This is a genomic window from Pseudomonas sp. RIT288 (assembly GCF_000631985.1).
Taxonomy (GTDB): Bacteria; Pseudomonadota; Gammaproteobacteria; order Pseudomonadales; family Pseudomonadaceae; genus Aquipseudomonas.
On record NZ_JFYN01000042.1, the window covers coordinates 301,425 to 319,348 of the forward strand.

Consider the following 17,924-nt stretch of genomic DNA (forward strand, 5'->3'; position numbering starts at 1 on the left):
TTTCGAGTAGATGAATGGGTGTCAGCGTGACGGCTGTTTCGCGGGCTCGACGTGAGCATGGGCCTGACCGGCTTCCAGCCACGGCGCGAACAACCGGGTCACGCGGGGCATGAACACGTACACCACCGACAGGACGATGGTCAGGGTGATCAGGAATGTGGCGACGACGTAGTTGGAAAGCAGCGGATGCAGCTTGAGCAGCGGCCCCCAGATCAGCGGTACCAACAGCGTGTGCGGCAGAATCACCAGCAGGGTGATCACCGCTTGCTTCCAGCGCGGCGGCGGCTTCGCGGCATCGGCCAGCGGCGCAAACCAGAATTCGTTGACCGGCGCGACTTCGGTCTGGTCGCCATCGGCGAGCATCGGCGCCGCTTCATCCACCAGCGCCTGACGCTGCGGCGACTCCAGCCACAGCTGCATGGCCTCGGTGGAGCAAAAGCGCAGGACGCAGGTGTACGTGTCGAGGCCTTTGAGTTTGCCGCGCACCACGTCGACCCCGAGGTGGCCGTCGCGCTGCCCGGCGACCCTGACGATGTTGCGCAACCACGCCTCGTAAGGCTGTTCGAATCCGGCCTTGACCCGGTGCTTGACGATCAGGGTCACGGTTTCACCGCCCCCCGGTGCTTTTGGACTCAGGGCTTCAGGCATAACGCAGCACTCCGGGCAGACGAACATTGAGCGCCAGGCGTCCCGGCCCGGCGATAAACACAGTGGCGAACAGGATCAACAGCAACCAGCCGAATTGCCCCTCGGCCACACTCCATTGCGGATGCACGACCAGCAGCGCCACCAGCAGAACAAAAAGAATAGGCAAGCAGGCCAATCGCGCCAGCACCCCGGCGACGATCAGTAGCGGACAGAGGACTTCGGCGAAAATCGCCAGACAGAGCGTGAGGTGCGCGCCGAGGTGGAACGGGTCTTCGATCTGCTGCAATTGCGCGTTGAAGTTCAACAGCTTGGGCAAGCCGTGCACCCACAGCAGAAACAATCCGCCGCTGACCCGCAGAAACAGCAAACCGGTATCGCGCGCCCGTTCATCCTTTTGAGAAGCGTTCATGACCTCACCCTTTCATTCTCATCGAGGTGAATCATGCTCGTCGCGGGCGGAGAAAAATTGGACATATGTGCTGTAGGCGCTGCCGCAGTCTGCGATCTTTTGATCCTGTTTTTAAATCAACATCAAAAGATCGCAGCCTGCGGCAGCGCCTACAGGGAGGGTGCGCGCAGCATCAATTGAGCTGATAGGACAGCTGCTGAAACAGGGGATCCTGAACCGCGTCGCTGTTGCCCCCGCCCTCGGGCAGACCGGCGGTGATCAAACGGCGGTCGAGCGTCAGGAAGGCAAACGCCTGGGCGTTGCCGGTGATCGACCTGACATGGGTCAGTTGATGGGCCACAGACCTGATATCGCCACCCCACACCGGGTTGCCAAACGCTTCGACCGTGCCATCCGCATAGAGCACCGCATAGGCACCATTGGTGCTGGCGATCTGCATGACATCGGTGCGCCGGCCTATCGCGGAGGGAACAATCCCGCCCTGGGCCGGATCGCCCCATGTATCGATTTGATGGTTATCCAGGCGCACCGCAAATCCGTACCCGCCGCCAATGATTTCGATGGCGTTTGTATAGGCGGTAATTCGCCCAGGCACTACCCCCCCTGCCTTTGAATTGCCCCAGGCGACAACACGGCGATCCGCGAGCAGTGCGGCAAACGCCGATCCGGAGCTGATCACTTCGACAATGTTGTTGAGTCGGGCAATCCTGGGCGGCAGCGTGCCGCCCGACACCCCTTCGCCCCAGCCGACGACGGAACCATTGGCTCTCAAGGCCACGCACGCATTGTGATTGCAGGTGACTGCGGTAACGTCGCGCAGCGCCGCGATCTCGGCGGGTAAGCTGCCGCCAAATCGGGCGTCGCCCCAGGCGACGATCTGCCCGTTGCCGCGCAGCGCCACGAAAGCTGAAACCGTCGCGCTGATGCTGACGATATCGCGCACCCGTGCAATATCGTCGGGTACCGATCCGCCATACCGGACGTCGCCCCAGGCGGCCACTTGACCGTTGCTGCGCAAGACCGCACCGGCATAACCCCCCATCGTGATGTTCACCACATCGGTCAGGCCCGCCACCTCGGCGCAAAGAACTCCGCCGTAAGCAACGTCGCCCCATGCCTTGACGGAGTTGTTGGCGCGCAACAAGGCCATGGCTCGCGCTCCGCCGACGACATCGATGACATCCTCTAGCGCGTCAATGTCCAACGGCAGGACACCGCCATACCCGGCCAGCCCCCACGCGACCAGACTTCCAGCGACCAGACTTCGGGCGTCACGCAGGGCAACAAATGCCGCATTCGCCTGACCCGGCCTGGCGGGATCACCCCAGCCATTGCCGAACAGGTTGGCGCGCTGCAACACCACCTCAAACGCATCGCTGCCCACGCGAAGCAGACGCCGGGGCTGCTTGTCATCGAAACTGGAGCCGCGAAATGACTGACTGTCGCCGTCGTACCGCCACACGGTTGACATGGGGCTGAGGTTGCCGGGATCGAGCGCTGTCAGCCAACGCGAGCTGCCTCTGTTCGACCAGTAGCGGGTGGTGGTGCCGCGTGAACCGATGACCAGCGGCGCGACCTTGATCGCTGCTTCTCTGATCAACACGGACAAGGGCGACGACTTATAGGTCCGGCCATTGCGGTACAAAAGGTAAAACAGCGTGAACGTTTCACCCCGGTGATTTTCGATGAACTGCTTTTCCACCGGATAATTGGCACGGCTGTTGGCGTTCAAGGCCTTGGCCTCGAATGACGGTACACCGGTTCCGGACGGCTGTTCGAAGAACGGCTGCACCCTGTCTTCCGGCAGAAAGCCCAGGAGTTCGACCTGCAGATTTGCACCGTCAACATTCACCGGATCATCAGGGTCGTAGACGCCATTGACCGACCGTTGAAACCGTGGCGGTTGCAGGTCCGGCAGGCGTTCGCCGATGACCTGTGCCGAGGCGGGCATCGATGGACCGACCGGTACGGCGCCGCGTTGCACTTCATACGTCGCCGTCACCACACTGGCGCTGATCACCTTGTCATTGGGCACTTGCAGGACGCAGGGCCGGAGCTGGCCGAATTCATCGGCCTCGACCACGCCACTTGCCGATACCCGCATGTCCGCCTGACCTGCACTCCTCGAAATGTAGGTCGCGTTAATCGTGTCACCCGCCTGAAAGCGTCCGCCGGCGGTGCGCACGATCATCAACAGCGGGTTGCGCGCGAGTTTTTCCAGATCGATGGTTTCCGAAATATCACCGGTATCGCTCTGCACTTCGCGAAAGATCAACGGCAGGAATCGGGTGCCGTCCAGGTTCTCTTCGACTTCCCGCGAAGCCGACCAGAGTGCGGCAGGGTCGACAGTGTTGCCCAATTGGTCGGTGACGGTGTAGTCAAACAGGAGCTTATGGTGACTCCGCTTCGCTTTGTCCAGAAAAGCCCGAGTGATGGTGAAACACACGGTGGCCGGCACCGCCGAACCCGGGTCGGGCGGCGGCGGCGCCTGCATCGCGCTGACGGTGCAGGTCTGGCGCTCACCATTGCACCTCAGCGTGATCAGGTCATAGGCCCGGCAATACGGATAACTGAAACAAATCTGAGCGCTGACGAAATCGGCAGCGACGCCTTTCAAAATGGCTTCGGGCAATTGCAACTTCAGTTCCGAATGCACTCCGTTGGTGGGCTTGGCGGCCTCGTGGCCCGGACGAATCCTGTTGTACAACCCTGTCACAGTCGCCGAGGCGCCGACATTCTGACTGCCTCGCATGACCTCGCAGTAAAGCCTGAAAACGCTGGCGAAGGGCAGCCGGCCCTTGGGGATATGCATGAACACTTTAACGTCGACGTCCCGGAAGATGTGACTGTCGAGCGTTGCCGTCTCGCCCTCCAGCCTTAATCGCATGACATCTCCGGGTTCGACCGTTCCGCTCAACAGTGGATCGACGGTCACAGTCGCCCCGCGATCATCGACCACCTCGTCATAGATGCGCAACGGGACGCCTATTGATGCGCCATTGACAGGAATGGTGGCGTCGACTACGAAGGGTGCAGGTACCTGAAATACGCCGTTGTCATCAGAATCGGGGAGGTTCATAAGCCGTGCACCTGTGCATTATTTGGGGGCAGGTGACAGCAAACCGCTAAACGGATCATTACGCACCTGTCAGATCTGACAGGTGCGCAAATATTTAAGACCGGCGGTCGATCACTGTGTGGTTCAGTCCCCCGTGACGATCGTGTACTCACGGGGCGTAAACGCGATCGCCGTCTGCCGATTGGCCACACCGTCCAGATTCACGTGCAAGCGGAGGGTCAAGGTGCTGCCATCTGCAAGGTCACTCAAATCGCTGAACAGAACCGTCAAATTGAAAATTCCATTGATTGCCCATGAGCGAGTGACGCTGTTTCTATCACCGGTCCAGAGCTGCCGTTCATGGGGTTCGCCCTCGGTGTTCGTGCCCTCCAGGTCCAACCACAGTTTTTGCCCCGCGGCGATATGTGGCCAACGGCCGAACTGCAACGTCGCGCCATTGGTCACCGTGCGCAGATCCAGCAGCGTCGTACCGTTTGCCTGAGTGAAAACCGGCGGAATAAATACCGATGCCGGCAAATCGCCGACCATCAGAAAAAAAGGCGCTGATGTCACCGGCGGCGAGAGTCCGCGCTCATAGGTAAAGGTGACGCTCACCTTTTTGCCCAGGTTGAACGGCACCACCGAGACCGACAACGGCACTTCCCGCGGTTTCGTCGCCCCGGCAATCAGCGTGTTGGTGGTGTGCGAACCTTGCGGCAGTGTGCCTGCCGCGCCGATCCAGCTGACCCGGAGCCTGTCATCGGGCAGCATGTCGTAAAGCAGCACCGCCGTCAGACTCTGCGTGGCGGCCAACGGATCGAGGCGGCCGTTGTCCGGAGCTTCTCGGATCGACAGGGGCAAGTCCTGCAAGACCACGTTGAGCCTCCAGGGGGCTGAAATCGCGCTGTCGTTGCTGACCTTTGCGGTAAACACATACCCGCCACCTGCCAGATCAACCAGCTCCAGCTGCCAGAGTCCGGAGTGCGCGCGGACCGTGTCGAGCAGTCGTGCCTCGTCATACACCTCTACGTCCTCGCCAGCTCGCGCGCTGCCACTCAGGGTGATCCGGGTGTGACGCGTGTCGGCGCCTTCGGGAATATCCTGGCCGTCCGCACCGGTCGCCGAGCGGATCACCGGTGTGGCGGATGCGCTGGTCATGACGATGTAATTGCGCTCGGCAAATACCTGCGCAAACGATTCGTCCTGGCTTCTCTGTAGCCCTGCGCTGAACCGCAGATTGAGAGCGCTGTGATTCCTCAGCCCCTGCAGCGGTGCCGCCGGGTAGTTTCTTTCGTAAAAACCGAAACGATTGAACTCATCGGCAATGACATTTTCCGGCGCTTGCCAATACCTGACATCGAACGCACTGCCGTCCACCTTCGTCCCCCTGAGCCTCAGCCACACAGGCTGGCCCGTGCGCTCCAACAGCCAGGCATTGATGCGCAGGGTAAACTCGCTCAGCGCGCTCACATTCAGCACCTGCCCTTCACCACCGTCCGATGCCTGCGGGATAAACGGTCTGGGCAAATCAGCCTGGGCAACTGGCAAGACATACAACAGCAGCGGCTGCGAGACCACTGCGGGTGCCGTGCCTCGAACCAGTGAGTAAGACAGCGTCACCGTACGGCCGAAGTTGAACGTCACCAGGTCCTTGTCCAGCCGCCGTATCACCGGACGCGCACTGCCCACCGGGGATAACGCCGAAGTATACGACCCCTCCCCCGAGCCCCCCGCCCAACGAATGCTGATCTGATCGTCAACCTGAATACCGGCGTAAGGTGCGACGAATGTCAGGTTATTTCTGACGTCACGCGGGTTGAGCAGAGTCGAAATCGGACTTTCTTGAATAAAGGGCGCCGGCAGATCGTCAGTGGTGAGCGAAACAGACGGATTGTTCATGATCCATTCCCTGTGCGAGATACAACCCTGCCCACTGGGGCAAGGACTCATCTCACACCGGATCGCCAACCTGCGCTACTGTCAGAACTTACAGGTGAAGCCGGTTACGGACGGACGGCAATCAGGTCGCTGGTATATCCAGCGGCGCCGCCATGAACTGGCTGATTCGCGAGCGCAGCCAGCGCTCGGCCGGGTCGTTGTCGTGCACCCCGCTCCAGGCCATCGACAGCTGTGCGGCATCGATCGGGAACGGTGGATCTTCAGCGCGCAGGTTGCAACCTTCGACCAGCGCACACGCGGCATAGTCCGGCACGGTGGCAACCATTTCGGTCCCGGCGAGCAACGCGCGCAAACCGCTGAACTGCGGCACGCCGAGCACCACGCGCCGACGCCGGCCAACCTTGGCCAGATCCAGGTCGATGTTGCCGCTCAAGTCGCCGGAGAACGACACCATCGCGTGCGGGCGCTCGCAGTATTCGTCCAGTGTCAGCGGCCCGGGACGGTCATCGCCGCGTAGCACTTTGCAGGGAATGTCGCGCAGTTTCTTGCGCTTGGCGTTGGCCGGCAGATCGGTGGTGTAGCTGACCCCGACCGAGATTTCCCCGGACGCCAGCAGCGCCGGCATCAACAGATAATTGGCGCGGCGCACCACCACGACAATGCCCGGGGCCTCTTGCTGGAGCTGTCGCAGCAGCGGCGGAAACAGCCCGAACTCAGCGTCGTCCGACAGGCCGATGCGGAACACGTCGCAACTGCTGGCCGGGTCGAATTCCTTGGCCCGGCTGACCGCGCCGGAGATCACATCCATCGCCGGTTGCAGCTCTTGCAGAATCGCCAGCGCACGCGCCGTCGGCTCCATGCTGCGGCCGTTGCGCAGCAGCAGCGGATCATCGAACAGATCGCGCAGACGCCCCAGCGCGGCGCTGACCGCCGGTTGGCCCATGAACAGTTTTTCGGCGACGCGGGTCAGGTTCTTTTCGAACATCAGCGCTTCGAAAATCACCAGCAGGTTCATGTCGACGCGACGCAGATCGTTACGGTTCATGGGCTCGTGTTCCTTGCTTGAGAAGTCGTGTTCAGTCAGGTGCGATAGCGCCGTACTTTACTCGATCAACGGTACGTTGGCCGCACGTTTGTATGGGCCGTATTCCACCGGTACCCATTGGGCCATCCTCGCCTATCTGCCCTGTCGCCGACTTGCAGCGATGTGCTGAGTTCAACGTTTTGCAGCGCAATTAACAACGTTTAACTCGTCAGTCTTCCGGCCCCGTCCAACAATGAAACCCTCTGCGAAACATTGTTTTTTTGACCAAAGGGAAACGTGCCGAGTGTGCGTTGCCCCACCGACACGGACATTGGCCATGGCTCACTTTCAACAAACAGTCGCCCTCGCCCTCTCCAGCGAATCCCGCACACCGCGCATCGGCGGCCTCAGTCCGCAGCGCGAACGGCGGGCCAAACAATTGATCCTCGATCGCCTGGGTGAAAGCCTGGAAGTCACCGAACTGGCAGAGGCCTGTTCGTTGTCACGCAGTCATTTTTCCCGGGCGTTCAAATGCAGTACCGGACTCTCGCCGCAGGACTGGATCCGTACCCAGCGCATCGCTCGCGCCAAGCAGCTGATCCGGCTCACCCACCTGAGCCTGACGCAAATCAGCCTGGAATGTGGTTTCTGTGATCAGGCACACTTCTGCCATATCTTCACCCGCAGCGAAGGCATCAGCCCGTTCGCCTGGCGGTGTCGTGAGGTGCCGGGCATGAAGGCCGAGAGACCGCAAGCAACGGCCGCGCCTGTCGGCATACGCCTGGCGGTCTAGACGCTGTCGCGCTACGCGCATTTCCCCGTGCTTCACTTCTGCCTCAACCGCTGCGCCACTTGCGCCACCCGCTCGCCCAGATGTGCTGCCGTGCGCCGGTCTTCGAGCGGCGGCGCGTGTTCGGGCGGCTGTTCGACACTGGATTGGGCCATGGCCCCGAGCGAGCTGCCCAGACGATTCAACTGTCCATCGAAGCAGCCCGCCGCCGAGCGCGCCGGGAGCAGGTCGAGACCCACCCAGATCATCGAATGTTGCGCGGCGAACACCGCCATTTGCAGCAATGTATTGAGCTTGTCGCCGCACAGGGTCCCGGAATTGGTGAACCCGGCGGCAACCTTGTTGCGCCACGGTTTTGCCAGATAGAACGCCGCGCTGGCCTCCATGAAATGCTTGAAGCCCGCCGACGCGCTGCCCATGTAAGTCGGCGCACCGAAGATGATCGCGTCGGCGCGGTGCAACTCATCCCAATAGCGTTCGACTTCTTCTACCGCCACCAACCGACAGGTACTGCCCGAGTGCCGTTCAACGCCTTGTGCCACGGCTTCTGCCATGACGCGTGTGTGGCCATAGCCGCTGTGATAGACCACCACCACGTTGCTCATTGCGCCGCCCTCCGCACGTGTGCACTCCATTGCAGCCATCAGGTCCTGGCCTGAGGGCAAGCTTGACTCAGCGGATTTTTGGGGTTGAAGCAGGCACAGACGAGTTAATCGTTGTTAATTGTCCGGGAGACAAAGCGCTGGTCTGCACATTGCAGCGGGCAAAAACGCCGATCGCTGCGTCACTTTCGTGCATTGCCGGCAATCTGCACGTTGCACTGACGCCAGAACCTGCGGAATATGTCCGAAAAACTGCGGATTAAAAGGCTTGCGTGCCGCTGACGCCGATCCGCGCTGCCCTTCACGGAGGCTTCACACGCCGTGGGCAGGATTATAAAAATTTCTCAGGAGTGAGCTGTTGAGTCTTCCCCCGAATCAGGCCCTCGGTTTCGGCCCCTATCGGATTCAGCCCGGCAAACGGCTGCTGCTTGAGGGCGAGCAGCCGTTACGCCTGGGCCGACGTGCCATGGATATTCTGCTGATCCTGCTGGCGCATGCCGGCGATGTCGTGAGCAAGCAGCAACTGATTGCCGGCGTATGGCCGGACAGCATCGTGGAAGACATCAATCTGCGGGTGCACATGGCGGCTTTGCGCAAAGCCCTGGGCGACGGTCAGGGCGGGCAGAGATACATCGTCACGGTGGCGCAGCGCGGCTACAGCTTTGTCGCACCGATCAGGCTGCAATCGATCGAACAGCACACCTGCGCCGAGACCGGCACCCGGCATAACCTGCCACTGCGCCGCACGCGAATGATCGGCCGCCAGCCGCTGGTCGACAGCCTGATCACGCAGTTGCCACGCCAGCGCTGCATCACGCTGGTCGGCCCCGGCGGCATCGGCAAAACCACCGTGGCCCTGCGCGTTGCCGAACAGATGATCGGCCACTATCGGGACGGCATCCGGCTGCTGGATCTTTCGCCGATCAACGACGCACGAATGATCTGCTCGCATCTGGCGGCCCTGCTGGACGTGGTGCTGCATGACAACGATCCGCTGCCCCACCTCGTCAATGCACTGCGCGAGCGCGAGATGCTGCTGGTGATCGACAATTGCGAACATTTGATCGACGCCATGGCACTGCTCAGCGAGAGCATTTTGCGCGGTGCGCCGCAGGTTCACATTCTGGCCACCAGCCGCGAGAGCCTGCGTGCCGAAGGCGAGTATGTGCAACGCCTTGAGTCGCTTGATTACCCGCCGCCGATTGCCGTGCTTGATCGTGCGCAGGCGTTGAATTTTTCAGCATTGCAACTGTTTGCCGAACGCGCCCTGGCCGCGCACGAGGGCTTCGAATTGAGCGACGCCGAGCTGCCCGATGCGCTTGAAATCTGTCGGCGTCTGGACGGCATTCCACTGGCCCTGGAGCTGGCGGCGGCGCAGGCTGGAGAGCTCGGCCTGCATGGTCTGCTCAGCCAGCTGCAAGGGCGTCTGCCGGTATTGGCTGCCGGCAATCAGAGCAGCGTGGAGCGCCACCAGACGCTGCGTGCCACGCTGGACTGGAGCTTCAACCTGCTGACCGATTGCGAACAGACCTGCCTGCGCCGACTGGGTGTGTTTCGGGGTGGCTTCACGCTGGAGTCCGCCGCTGCGGTGATCGGTGGACAGCACATCCAGCCCGGCGAGGTGTTTGGTTCGATCACACAACTGGTCGCCAAGTCGTTGCTCAACGTCGAAGTCGGTGATGAAGAAGTGTTCTATCGGTTGCTCGACACCACTCGGCGCTATGCCTTGGAAAAACTCGAGCAAGGCGCCGAACTTGCCGAAACCCGCGAACGCCACGCTGAACGCTGTCTGGCGCTGATGTATCAGGCGCAGACCGATTGGGAAAATACCTCAACCGCACTGTGGATCGAACGCTACGCACGCGGTCTGGAAGACCTGCGCGCGGCGCTCGACTGGAGCCTGAACGGTGCCGGCCCCAACGATGTGGGGATTTATCTGGCCGCAACCTCGGCGCCATTGTGGCAAGAGTTGTCGCTGCTCAAGGAATACGGCGGTTACGTGCGCCGGGCGCTGGCCCTGCTGGAAAACGCTGCCGAACCTTGTCCTCGGGTGAAAATCGCGCTGAAGCTGGCGCTTGGCAGCGCCTGCTACCACACCTGGGGTGGCACCCCGGAAACCATCGCGGCATTCGTCGATGCCCATACGCTGGCACAAGCGTACGACGACGTGGCCGGACAGCTGCGCGCGGTGTCCGGGCACATGGCGGTCAACCTGAGCTGTGGCCATTATCGGTCGGCGCTGGAACAGAGCGAACAGTTCGATCGACTCGGCCTGCATGGCGACCCGCAGTTGTCGCTGAGTACACACCGCCTGCGGGTGTTGGCGCTGCATTACGCCGGTGACCAGCAGCAGGCACGCTTGCATGCCGAGCAAGTGATTCAGCAAATGGCTCAAAACGGCAACCCCAACCGCTTCACCCATGGCTTCGGCGTGCAGTACGACCAGAGCGTCGCCTCGCTGACGGTGCTTGCCCGGGTGTTGTGGCTACAAGGTTTCCCTGAACAGGCCTGGCGTACGGCCAGGCAGGCACTGGACATCGCCGTGCAAATCAACCACGGCACTTCGATCTGCTACACCCTGGCGCTGGCCAGTTGCCTGATTGCTCATTACAACGGTGACCAGCAAAACGCCCGTGCTTTGCTGCAGCAGTTGCTGGAGCAGGCGCAGAAGCACTCCGTATTGCTGTTCCATCGCTGGGCATGCCAGTACGCGCAGGTTCTCGACGCCGATGCCGCCGTGCCGATACCGACCGAAGACAGCGGCCTGATCAGGGAAATCATGGTGACACTGGACAGCCGTTTTGTTGATGACGCGTTGCTTGAGCGGGCACACAGCGGAGCTGCAGGCTGGAGCACGGCGGAGATTCTGCGGGCTCGGGCCGATCGCATGTTGATTGAACAATCGGCTTGCCCCGACAGCAACACCCGGCAAGCCGAAAAGGTCTTGCACCAGGCACTGTCGATCGCGCAGACCCAGGGCGCCCTGGCCTGGGAACTGCGCAGCGCCACTTCGCTGGCGCAGTTGTGGCAACGGCAGAACCGCTGCCGCGAAGCGCTGGATTTATTGAACCCGATCTATCAACGCTTCACCGAGGGCTATGCCACCCCGGACTTGCGCAAGGTGCGCTTGTTACTCGACGAGTTGGGCCGCCAACTGCGAGCCTGACACCCAACGACTGCGGCTGACGAAGCGCGCATACCGGCGCTCGTACTCGTTGGATTCACCACTGCGTTCCAGTTGTTCGCGGGCGTAACGACGGGTGGTGTTGAGCATGCGATAGCGCAACCCGGCACTGCCCCGCTCGACCGCCAGCAAAGACTTCTGCGCCAACCGGTCAATCATCAGGGCCAACGTCGACGGAGGTAACTGCGCGCAGCTGATGACGCCCATCGCCGCATCCATGGCAAACGCCATTTTGAAAACCGACAGGCGTTGCAGCACCCGCTGTTCCTGCTCATTCAGGTGTTGATAGCTCCAGTCCAGCGCGGCTTTCAGGGTTTGATGGCGTGGCACGGCAGTACGCCGGCCATGGCTGAGCAGCTGTAAACAATTGTCGAGTTGTGACTGCAAGCCGACCATCGCCAAAGCATCAATGTGCACCGCCGCCAGTTCAATCGCCAGTGGCAGCCCATCGAGCCGCCGACAGATGTCGCGCACAGCATTGAGATCCTGTTCGCGCAGGGTAAAACCCTGTTGCCGGGCACGGGCACGACTGACAAACAATTGCACGGCCGAATAGCCCATGGTCTCTTCGACACTGCCCAACGCCGAGGATTTGGGAATGGCCAGTGGCGGCAGGGTTTGTACGGTCTCCAGACTGGCCTGCAATGCTTCGCGACTGGTCGCAAGAATCGACAGCCGTGGCGCGGCCTCCAGTAAACGTTCAACCAGAACCTTGCAGGCTTCACGCAGATGTTCGCAGTTATCCAGCACCAGCAAGCTGTGACGCGCCGCCAGCGTGACGAGATCGGTATCGAGGGTTTGCAACAGATAGTCGAGCAGTGGCGTGGCGTCGCTGACTACCGCCAGATCCACCAGCCAGACCCCATCGCGAAAATGCTGTAGCAGCAACTCTGCAGCACGCAACGCCACCGTGGTTTTGCCCACACCCGCAGGCCCCGTCACGGTCATCAATCGGCACAGTGGCAATTGCCGCACCATCGAGCCCACCACTGAATCGCGACCGGTCACCGGCGTCAGCCGCACAGGCAGGTTGTGTTGTGCTGCTTGCAGGTGTTCCAGGGGCACGTGCCCGGTATTGTCGCCCTGCACCGGGGCCACGAAGCTGTAGCCACATTGCGGCACATTGACGATATAGCGTTGGCCGTTCTCACCGTCACCGAGCGCCCGTCGCAGGGCGGCAATGTGGACGCGAAGATTGATCTCTTCGACCACCGAAGTGGGCCAGACCCGTGCAATCAACTCTTCCTTTCTGACCACTCGGCCTGCGCGCTCGACCAGCACCTGCAGAATGTCCAGCGCACGCCCGCCCATGCGCAGTTGCCGATCCCCGTCGAGGATCAGCCGTTGGCGCAAATGGAAGGCGTAAGGGCCGAAATACAGGACTGACGCCGAGTTCAAATCGTTGAGACTGTTCATGCCAACTATCTTGGCAGCCTGCGATGACGGCACAACCTTCACACAGGGCGCAGCACGGACATCCGGGTGCGCACAACGGACAGAACCGCTCTAACTGAACTGTTCGCGGTATTGCACAGGGGTAAGGCCGAGTTTTTCCGCGAACAACAGACGCATGTGCCGAACACTGCCAAAACCACTCTTGTAGGCCACGGTTTTCAAAGGCAGGTCAGTGGTTTCCAAAAGATTTCGTGCGCAGTCGATACGCGCACTTTGCAGGAACTCCATCGGCGTCATATTGATGTCGCGGGCAAACGTCCGCGCGAAGTGCCGTGCACTCATGTTCGCCAATCCTGCCATGCGCTCGACACTGAACGCTTCGTCGAGATGGTCCAGGACGTAATTCTGTACTCGGGTGATCGGGGTTTCCTGAGGCGCCACCGCCGCCATCAATGGGCTGAACTGCGCCTGTCCACCTTGACGTTTCATCACCACCAGCAGCACTTTGGCGACGTCCTGGGCCAACTTCTTGCCATGATCCTGCGCCACCAGCGCCAGCGCCAGGTCGATGCCGGCCGTGACCCCGCCAGAGGTGATCAGATTGCGATCCTCAATGAAAATCTGGTCGGTGGCGACGCTCGCCTTTGGAAATGCCTTGATCAGGCGTTCGGTGTAGTTCCAATGAGTGGTCACCCGATAGCCATCGAGTAACCCGGCATGGCCGAGCACGAAGGCGCCGGTGCAGATCGAACCATATCGCTCGGCACAGGGTACGGCCGCTTTCAGCCAAGCCAGCAACGCCGGGTGTTTTTCGTTGTAAGCCCCCGGCCCGCCGGGTACCAGCAGCAAGTCGTAGCGCTCAGGGGCTTGTTCTATATGCCGGTCGGTGTGTACCAGCACACCGTTGGACGCACTCAACGGCCCGCGCTCGGTACCGAGAGTGGTCAGTTGATAGTGCAACTCCGGTTTCAAATAGCGATTGGCCACCGAAAACACCTCCAGCGGCCCGGCCATGTCGAGCAGTAGAAAGTCGGGGAACAACACCATTGCCACGGTTTTCATGGGGTACACATCACTGTTAATGAAAGGTAAACGGACAAGACCGGATGAGCATTATGGCCAACTGCGGCACAGTCGTCGGAAAAAAATACGTGATCAAGCGCACACAACTGTCAACCACAAGCGGACAGTATTTCAATTTCCATCTACTTATTACCTCAAAGAGTAAACAGTAACCTTCTCCTCACTCGGACGAATTCACGTCCCCAAGGAGATTTCATCATGCTGACTCTTCGCAAAGCCTCCGATCGTGGCCTCGCCAATCATGGCTGGTTGAAGTCGTTCCACACCTTTTCCTTTGCCAGCTACCGCGACCCGCGTGAACAGGGTTTTTCCGACCTGCTGGTGATCAACGATGACCGCGTTGCCGCCGGCAAAGGTTTCGGCCAGCACCCGCATCGCGACATGGAGATCTTTTCCTACGTGCTCGAAGGCGCACTGGAACATAAAGACACGTTGGGCACCGGCTCGGTGATCCGCCCTGGCGACGTACAATTGATGAGCGCCGGCAGCGGCGTGGCGCACAGCGAGTTCAACCATTCGGCCACCAAGCCAGTGCACTTTTTGCAAATCTGGATTGTGCCGGAGATCAGCGGCGCCAAACCGCGCTATCAACAGGAGCATTTCAGTGCGCAGAAAAAACGCGGTCATCTGCAACTGATCATCTCGCCGGACGGCAGCGATGGTTCGCTGACAGTGCGCCAGGATGCGCGGGTATACGCCGGGTTGTTCGACGGCAAGGAAAGCGCCACCCTGAAACTGTCGGCCAACCGTTACGCCTACGTACATGTGGCTCGCGGCAGTGTTGAACTCAATGGCCAGTTGCTGCAGGAAGGTGACGGCGTGCGGGTTCGCGAGGAACAGGCGTTGACTCTGAGCAATGGCGTGGATGCCGAAGTACTGGTGTTTGACCTGCGTCCGCAGGAGCTGCCGCAAATGCCATGAGGCATGGGTTTCCAATGCCAACAAAAACGGCCTTCGATTGAAGGCCGTTTTTTTATTCTGGCAACACCGATGATGGCAACTCGGCAGGCTTGGCTGCACCGACATCTTTGCCCGCCTGAACCGCCGCCAATGTTGTTTGTATCGCTACATACAGGTTGGCCTGACTGGCGAAATAGCCACCAACGACAATGCTGACCACACCAAACAGATGCACAGCCGTTGCCATCCAGACGTTGGCATTCACGGTACCCGCCTTCTTGAGCGCCTCTTTGGACTCGATGGCAATGCCTTGAATCATTGAGTCGTAGCGTTTATCTCGCTCAAACTGGAGGCGTTCATTAGCCTTGTCTCGCTCTGCCTGGGAGCAAAGGAACTCTCGGATATCTGCGTGCACTCGCTCTACCCGAGCATCCATCCTTGCCTCGATGGTCTCGATCCTGGCATTGAATTCTTCACGGCTGATAGCGTTCATGGCTTGTGTGTAACGACCTTTGCTCAATGTTTCGGTGCATTGATATTGCTCGAATTCCCTGGCTTTCAATCCGATCCCCTTCCCTGGGTTACCGATACCTTCTCTGGCGCATCACTCACATACCGATTTCCTGGTGCTGCGAGTTGCATCAACAATAGGGCTGGCGCTCCAAGCCCACAAGCCGGCTGATTCTGCTATGAATGTAGGGCATTTCGTCAGACGATGTAGCTTGTCTAAAGCCCTCTAAGCAGTCATTCATTCTCCAGTGCAAACGCCTCGACAATCTGCTCAATCACCGCCCTGACCCGTGCGGTGTGGCGCAAGTCCGCGTGGGTCACCAGCCAGACCTCATACGGTTGCGGGCGATTGCGCTCCGGCCAAAGCCTGATCAGGCCATCGCGCTCGCCCATGTACACCGGAATTTCTCCTACGCCCAGGCCAGCCGCAATCGAGCGGCGTACCAACAGACTGGAGCTCAGGCTGGCGACAATCCGCCCGCGATGCAGCGGTTCGCAAACCAGCGTCATGTCCTTGTGCGTCTGCAAATACGGTTGGTAGACCACCAGGTCATGGCCTTCGAACGCCGTACCCTGCGGCGGGATGCCATGGGCGTCGATATACGCCTGTGAAGCGAACAATCCCACGGGCCAGCGAGCAATCCGCCGCGCGATCAGATCAGGATTGTCAGGCCGGGTATTGCGCACGGCGATGTCCGCCTCGCGCTTGGCCAGGCTAAGGATCTGCGTGGAAGCGTCCAGTTCAATGCGCACGTCGGGATGCTGTGCGTGCAGGCGGGTCATGGCCGGGATCAGGAAGTCGATGGCCAGCGAATCGGTGGTACTGACGCGTACGTTGCCGGTCAGACGATCATCCAGGCCCTGAATCTGCCGCTCGAGTTCCAGCGCCGACTGCTCCATTTTCTCCACGCTTTTGAGCGCGGCTTCGCCGACCGCCGTCAGTGCGTAGCCGTCGGAGGTGCGCAGGAACAAGGTCGCGCTCAGGGACTTTTCCAACGCCGTGATCCGTCGCCCGACGGTCGCCTGATCCACCCCCAGAACCCGCGCTGCGCCGCGTAATGTCGACTCCCTGCATACCGCGAGAAATACCCGTGCATCATCCCAGTTCATGCTGCCCCCAACCGATGCAAATTTGCATCACTATAAAGCCAAATCGCTGCATTACCGCAGCAAAGATAGCCGATATCCTGAGCGCCATAGACCTTCCTCAGGATTGCTGTCATGCGTACATCAACCTCAGCGTTACCGATTTTCTCGGGACTCTGCGCCAGCCTGGTCGGCATTGGTCTGGCGCGTTTTGCCTACACACCGCTTATTCCCTCGCTGATTCAGGCGCAGTGGTTTTCTGCCAACGACGTGGTCTACCTCGGCGCAGCCAATCTGGTCGGCTATCTGATCGGCGCCCTGCTCGGCCGGCCGATAGCGCGCCAACTGGGCAATAAAAACGCCCTGCGACTGATGATGCTGCTGGTCACCGCAGCGTTTTTTGCCTGTGCATTTCCATTGTCGGTGAGTTGGTTCTTTGGCTGGCGACTGCTGTCGGGGATTACCGGCGGCGCAATTATGGTGCTGGTGGCGGCGACTGTACTGCCCCACGTGCCGGCATCCCGCAAAGGGCTGGCCAGCGGTGCGATTTTTCTCGGTATCGGCCTGGGGATCGCCGCCTCTGGAACTCTTGTCCCGCCATTGTTGAATATGGGCCTGCAAGCTACCTGGTCGGGGCTGGGCGGATTGTCGCTGTTGCTGACCGCGATGAGCTGGTTTGGCTGGCCTGTTGATCTACCGCACCCGACCGCCACTCACGCAGGCGCGGCGATTGAGCCAACGCCCTCCGCCGTCTATTTGCTGTTCGGCCAATATGCGTTCATGGCGGCAGGGCTGGTACCGGCCATGGTGTTTCTGGTGGATTACGTGGCTCGAGGGCTCGGTGCCGGGGCGCAAATTGGCGCCTTGATTTGGGTGATGTATGGCCTGGGCGCAATTGTCGGCCCGGTAAGTTACGGCTTTCTCGCGGATCGGCTTGGCGCGCGGATCGGCATTCGGCTGGTATTGGTGATCCAGGCGATTGCGCTGGGACTGCTGGCGGTTTCCCACTCTTTCATGGCGTTGGCGGTGCTGGCAGTGATTATCGGCTCATTCCCGCCCGGCATCGTGCCTCTGGCCTTGGCCCGCGTGCATGAACTGGTGCCGGATCACCATCGCCAGCAAATCGCCTGGAGCCGCGCCACCGTATCGTTTGCCACGTTTCAGGCGCTGGCCGGATTTGCCTTTTCGGCGCTGTTCAATGCCACGGGCGGTCAGCACGCGTTGCTCTTCCTGATCGCCGCAGGGGCGATTGCCGTGGCGATCCTGTTGGAGCACGCCCTGAAATGGCTGCCCTCATCGACTGAACCACGCGTCTGTGAAAATTGAAGGGAATCAT

At 60.5% G+C, this 17,924-nt stretch carries 14 protein-coding genes; 4 read left to right on the forward strand and 10 right to left on the reverse strand.

What is annotated here, in order from left to right; all coding sequences use genetic code 11:
• Positions 1-21: 21 nt before the first annotated feature.
• From BW33_RS24815 to BW33_RS24840, 5 genes are all read right to left on the reverse strand, one after another.
• A complete protein-coding gene (locus BW33_RS24815) occupies positions 22-648 on the reverse strand; it encodes an antibiotic biosynthesis monooxygenase (RefSeq protein WP_047601890.1) in 627 nt (208 codons plus the stop codon).
• Positions 641-1,057 (reverse strand): DoxX family protein, encoded by a 417-nt coding sequence (locus tag BW33_RS24820; RefSeq protein WP_047601891.1) that lies wholly within the window; start codon positions 1,055-1,057, stop codon positions 641-643. The genes BW33_RS24815 and BW33_RS24820 overlap by 8 nt, the downstream gene beginning before the upstream one ends.
• Before the next feature lie 172 nt (positions 1,058-1,229).
• The gene (locus BW33_RS28095; RefSeq protein ID WP_152546156.1) at positions 1,230-4,136 is read right to left on the reverse strand and encodes an RCC1 domain-containing protein; all 2,907 of its coding nucleotides are present in this window, start codon (positions 4,134-4,136) and stop codon (positions 1,230-1,232) included.
• A 123-nt stretch (positions 4,137-4,259) separates the two neighbouring features.
• A complete protein-coding gene (locus BW33_RS28100; RefSeq protein WP_052032748.1) occupies positions 4,260-6,014 on the reverse strand; it encodes a hypothetical protein in 1,755 nt (584 codons plus the stop codon).
• 121 nt (positions 6,015-6,135) lie between these two features.
• Positions 6,136-7,059: a LysR family transcriptional regulator gene (locus BW33_RS24840; protein ID WP_047601892.1), complete on the reverse strand. Its 924-nt coding sequence runs from the start codon at positions 7,057-7,059 to the stop codon at positions 6,136-6,138.
• A 316-nt stretch (positions 7,060-7,375) separates the two neighbouring features.
• On the opposite strand from BW33_RS24840, the gene BW33_RS24845 reads away from it, so the two are divergent.
• Entirely contained in the window at positions 7,376-7,831 is a 456-nt protein-coding gene (locus BW33_RS24845) for a helix-turn-helix domain-containing protein (protein WP_047601894.1), read from the forward strand.
• A 32-nt stretch (positions 7,832-7,863) separates the two neighbouring features.
• Here BW33_RS24845 and BW33_RS24850 read toward each other — a convergent pair whose 3' ends face one another.
• A complete protein-coding gene (locus BW33_RS24850; RefSeq protein WP_047601895.1) occupies positions 7,864-8,433 on the reverse strand; it encodes a flavodoxin family protein in 570 nt (189 codons plus the stop codon).
• Between the two features lie 355 nt (positions 8,434-8,788).
• Between BW33_RS24850 and BW33_RS24855 the strand changes: the two genes are divergently transcribed.
• Positions 8,789-11,596: an ATP-binding protein gene (locus tag BW33_RS24855; RefSeq protein WP_047601897.1), complete on the forward strand. Its 2,808-nt coding sequence runs from the start codon at positions 8,789-8,791 to the stop codon at positions 11,594-11,596.
• Here the strand turns inward: BW33_RS24855 and BW33_RS24860 are convergent.
• Together BW33_RS24860 and BW33_RS24865 are read right to left on the reverse strand one after the other, a co-directional pair.
• Positions 11,561-13,030, reverse strand: a complete 1,470-nt coding sequence (locus tag BW33_RS24860; protein WP_047601899.1) for an ATP-binding protein — start codon at positions 13,028-13,030, stop codon at positions 11,561-11,563. The genes BW33_RS24855 and BW33_RS24860 overlap by 36 nt on opposite strands.
• A gap of 90 nt (positions 13,031-13,120) precedes the next feature.
• Positions 13,121-14,071, reverse strand: coding sequence for a GlxA family transcriptional regulator (locus BW33_RS24865; protein WP_047601900.1), 951 nt, complete (start codon positions 14,069-14,071; stop codon positions 13,121-13,123).
• Between the two features lie 219 nt (positions 14,072-14,290).
• Between BW33_RS24865 and BW33_RS24870 the strand changes: the two genes are divergently transcribed.
• A complete protein-coding gene (locus BW33_RS24870; RefSeq protein ID WP_047601901.1) occupies positions 14,291-15,013 on the forward strand; it encodes a pirin family protein in 723 nt (240 codons plus the stop codon).
• A gap of 52 nt (positions 15,014-15,065) precedes the next feature.
• Here BW33_RS24870 and BW33_RS24875 read toward each other — a convergent pair whose 3' ends face one another.
• The gene (locus BW33_RS24875) at positions 15,066-15,554 is read right to left on the reverse strand and encodes a hypothetical protein (RefSeq protein ID WP_236645237.1); all 489 of its coding nucleotides are present in this window, start codon (positions 15,552-15,554) and stop codon (positions 15,066-15,068) included.
• A gap of 182 nt (positions 15,555-15,736) precedes the next feature.
• Positions 15,737-16,612: a LysR family transcriptional regulator gene (locus tag BW33_RS24880; protein WP_047601904.1), complete on the reverse strand. Its 876-nt coding sequence runs from the start codon at positions 16,610-16,612 to the stop codon at positions 15,737-15,739.
• A gap of 111 nt (positions 16,613-16,723) precedes the next feature.
• On the opposite strand from BW33_RS24880, the gene BW33_RS24885 reads away from it, so the two are divergent.
• Positions 16,724-17,914 (forward strand): YbfB/YjiJ family MFS transporter, encoded by a 1,191-nt coding sequence (locus BW33_RS24885; protein ID WP_047601905.1) that lies wholly within the window; start codon positions 16,724-16,726, stop codon positions 17,912-17,914.
• The last annotated feature ends 10 nt before the right edge of the window (positions 17,915-17,924 follow it).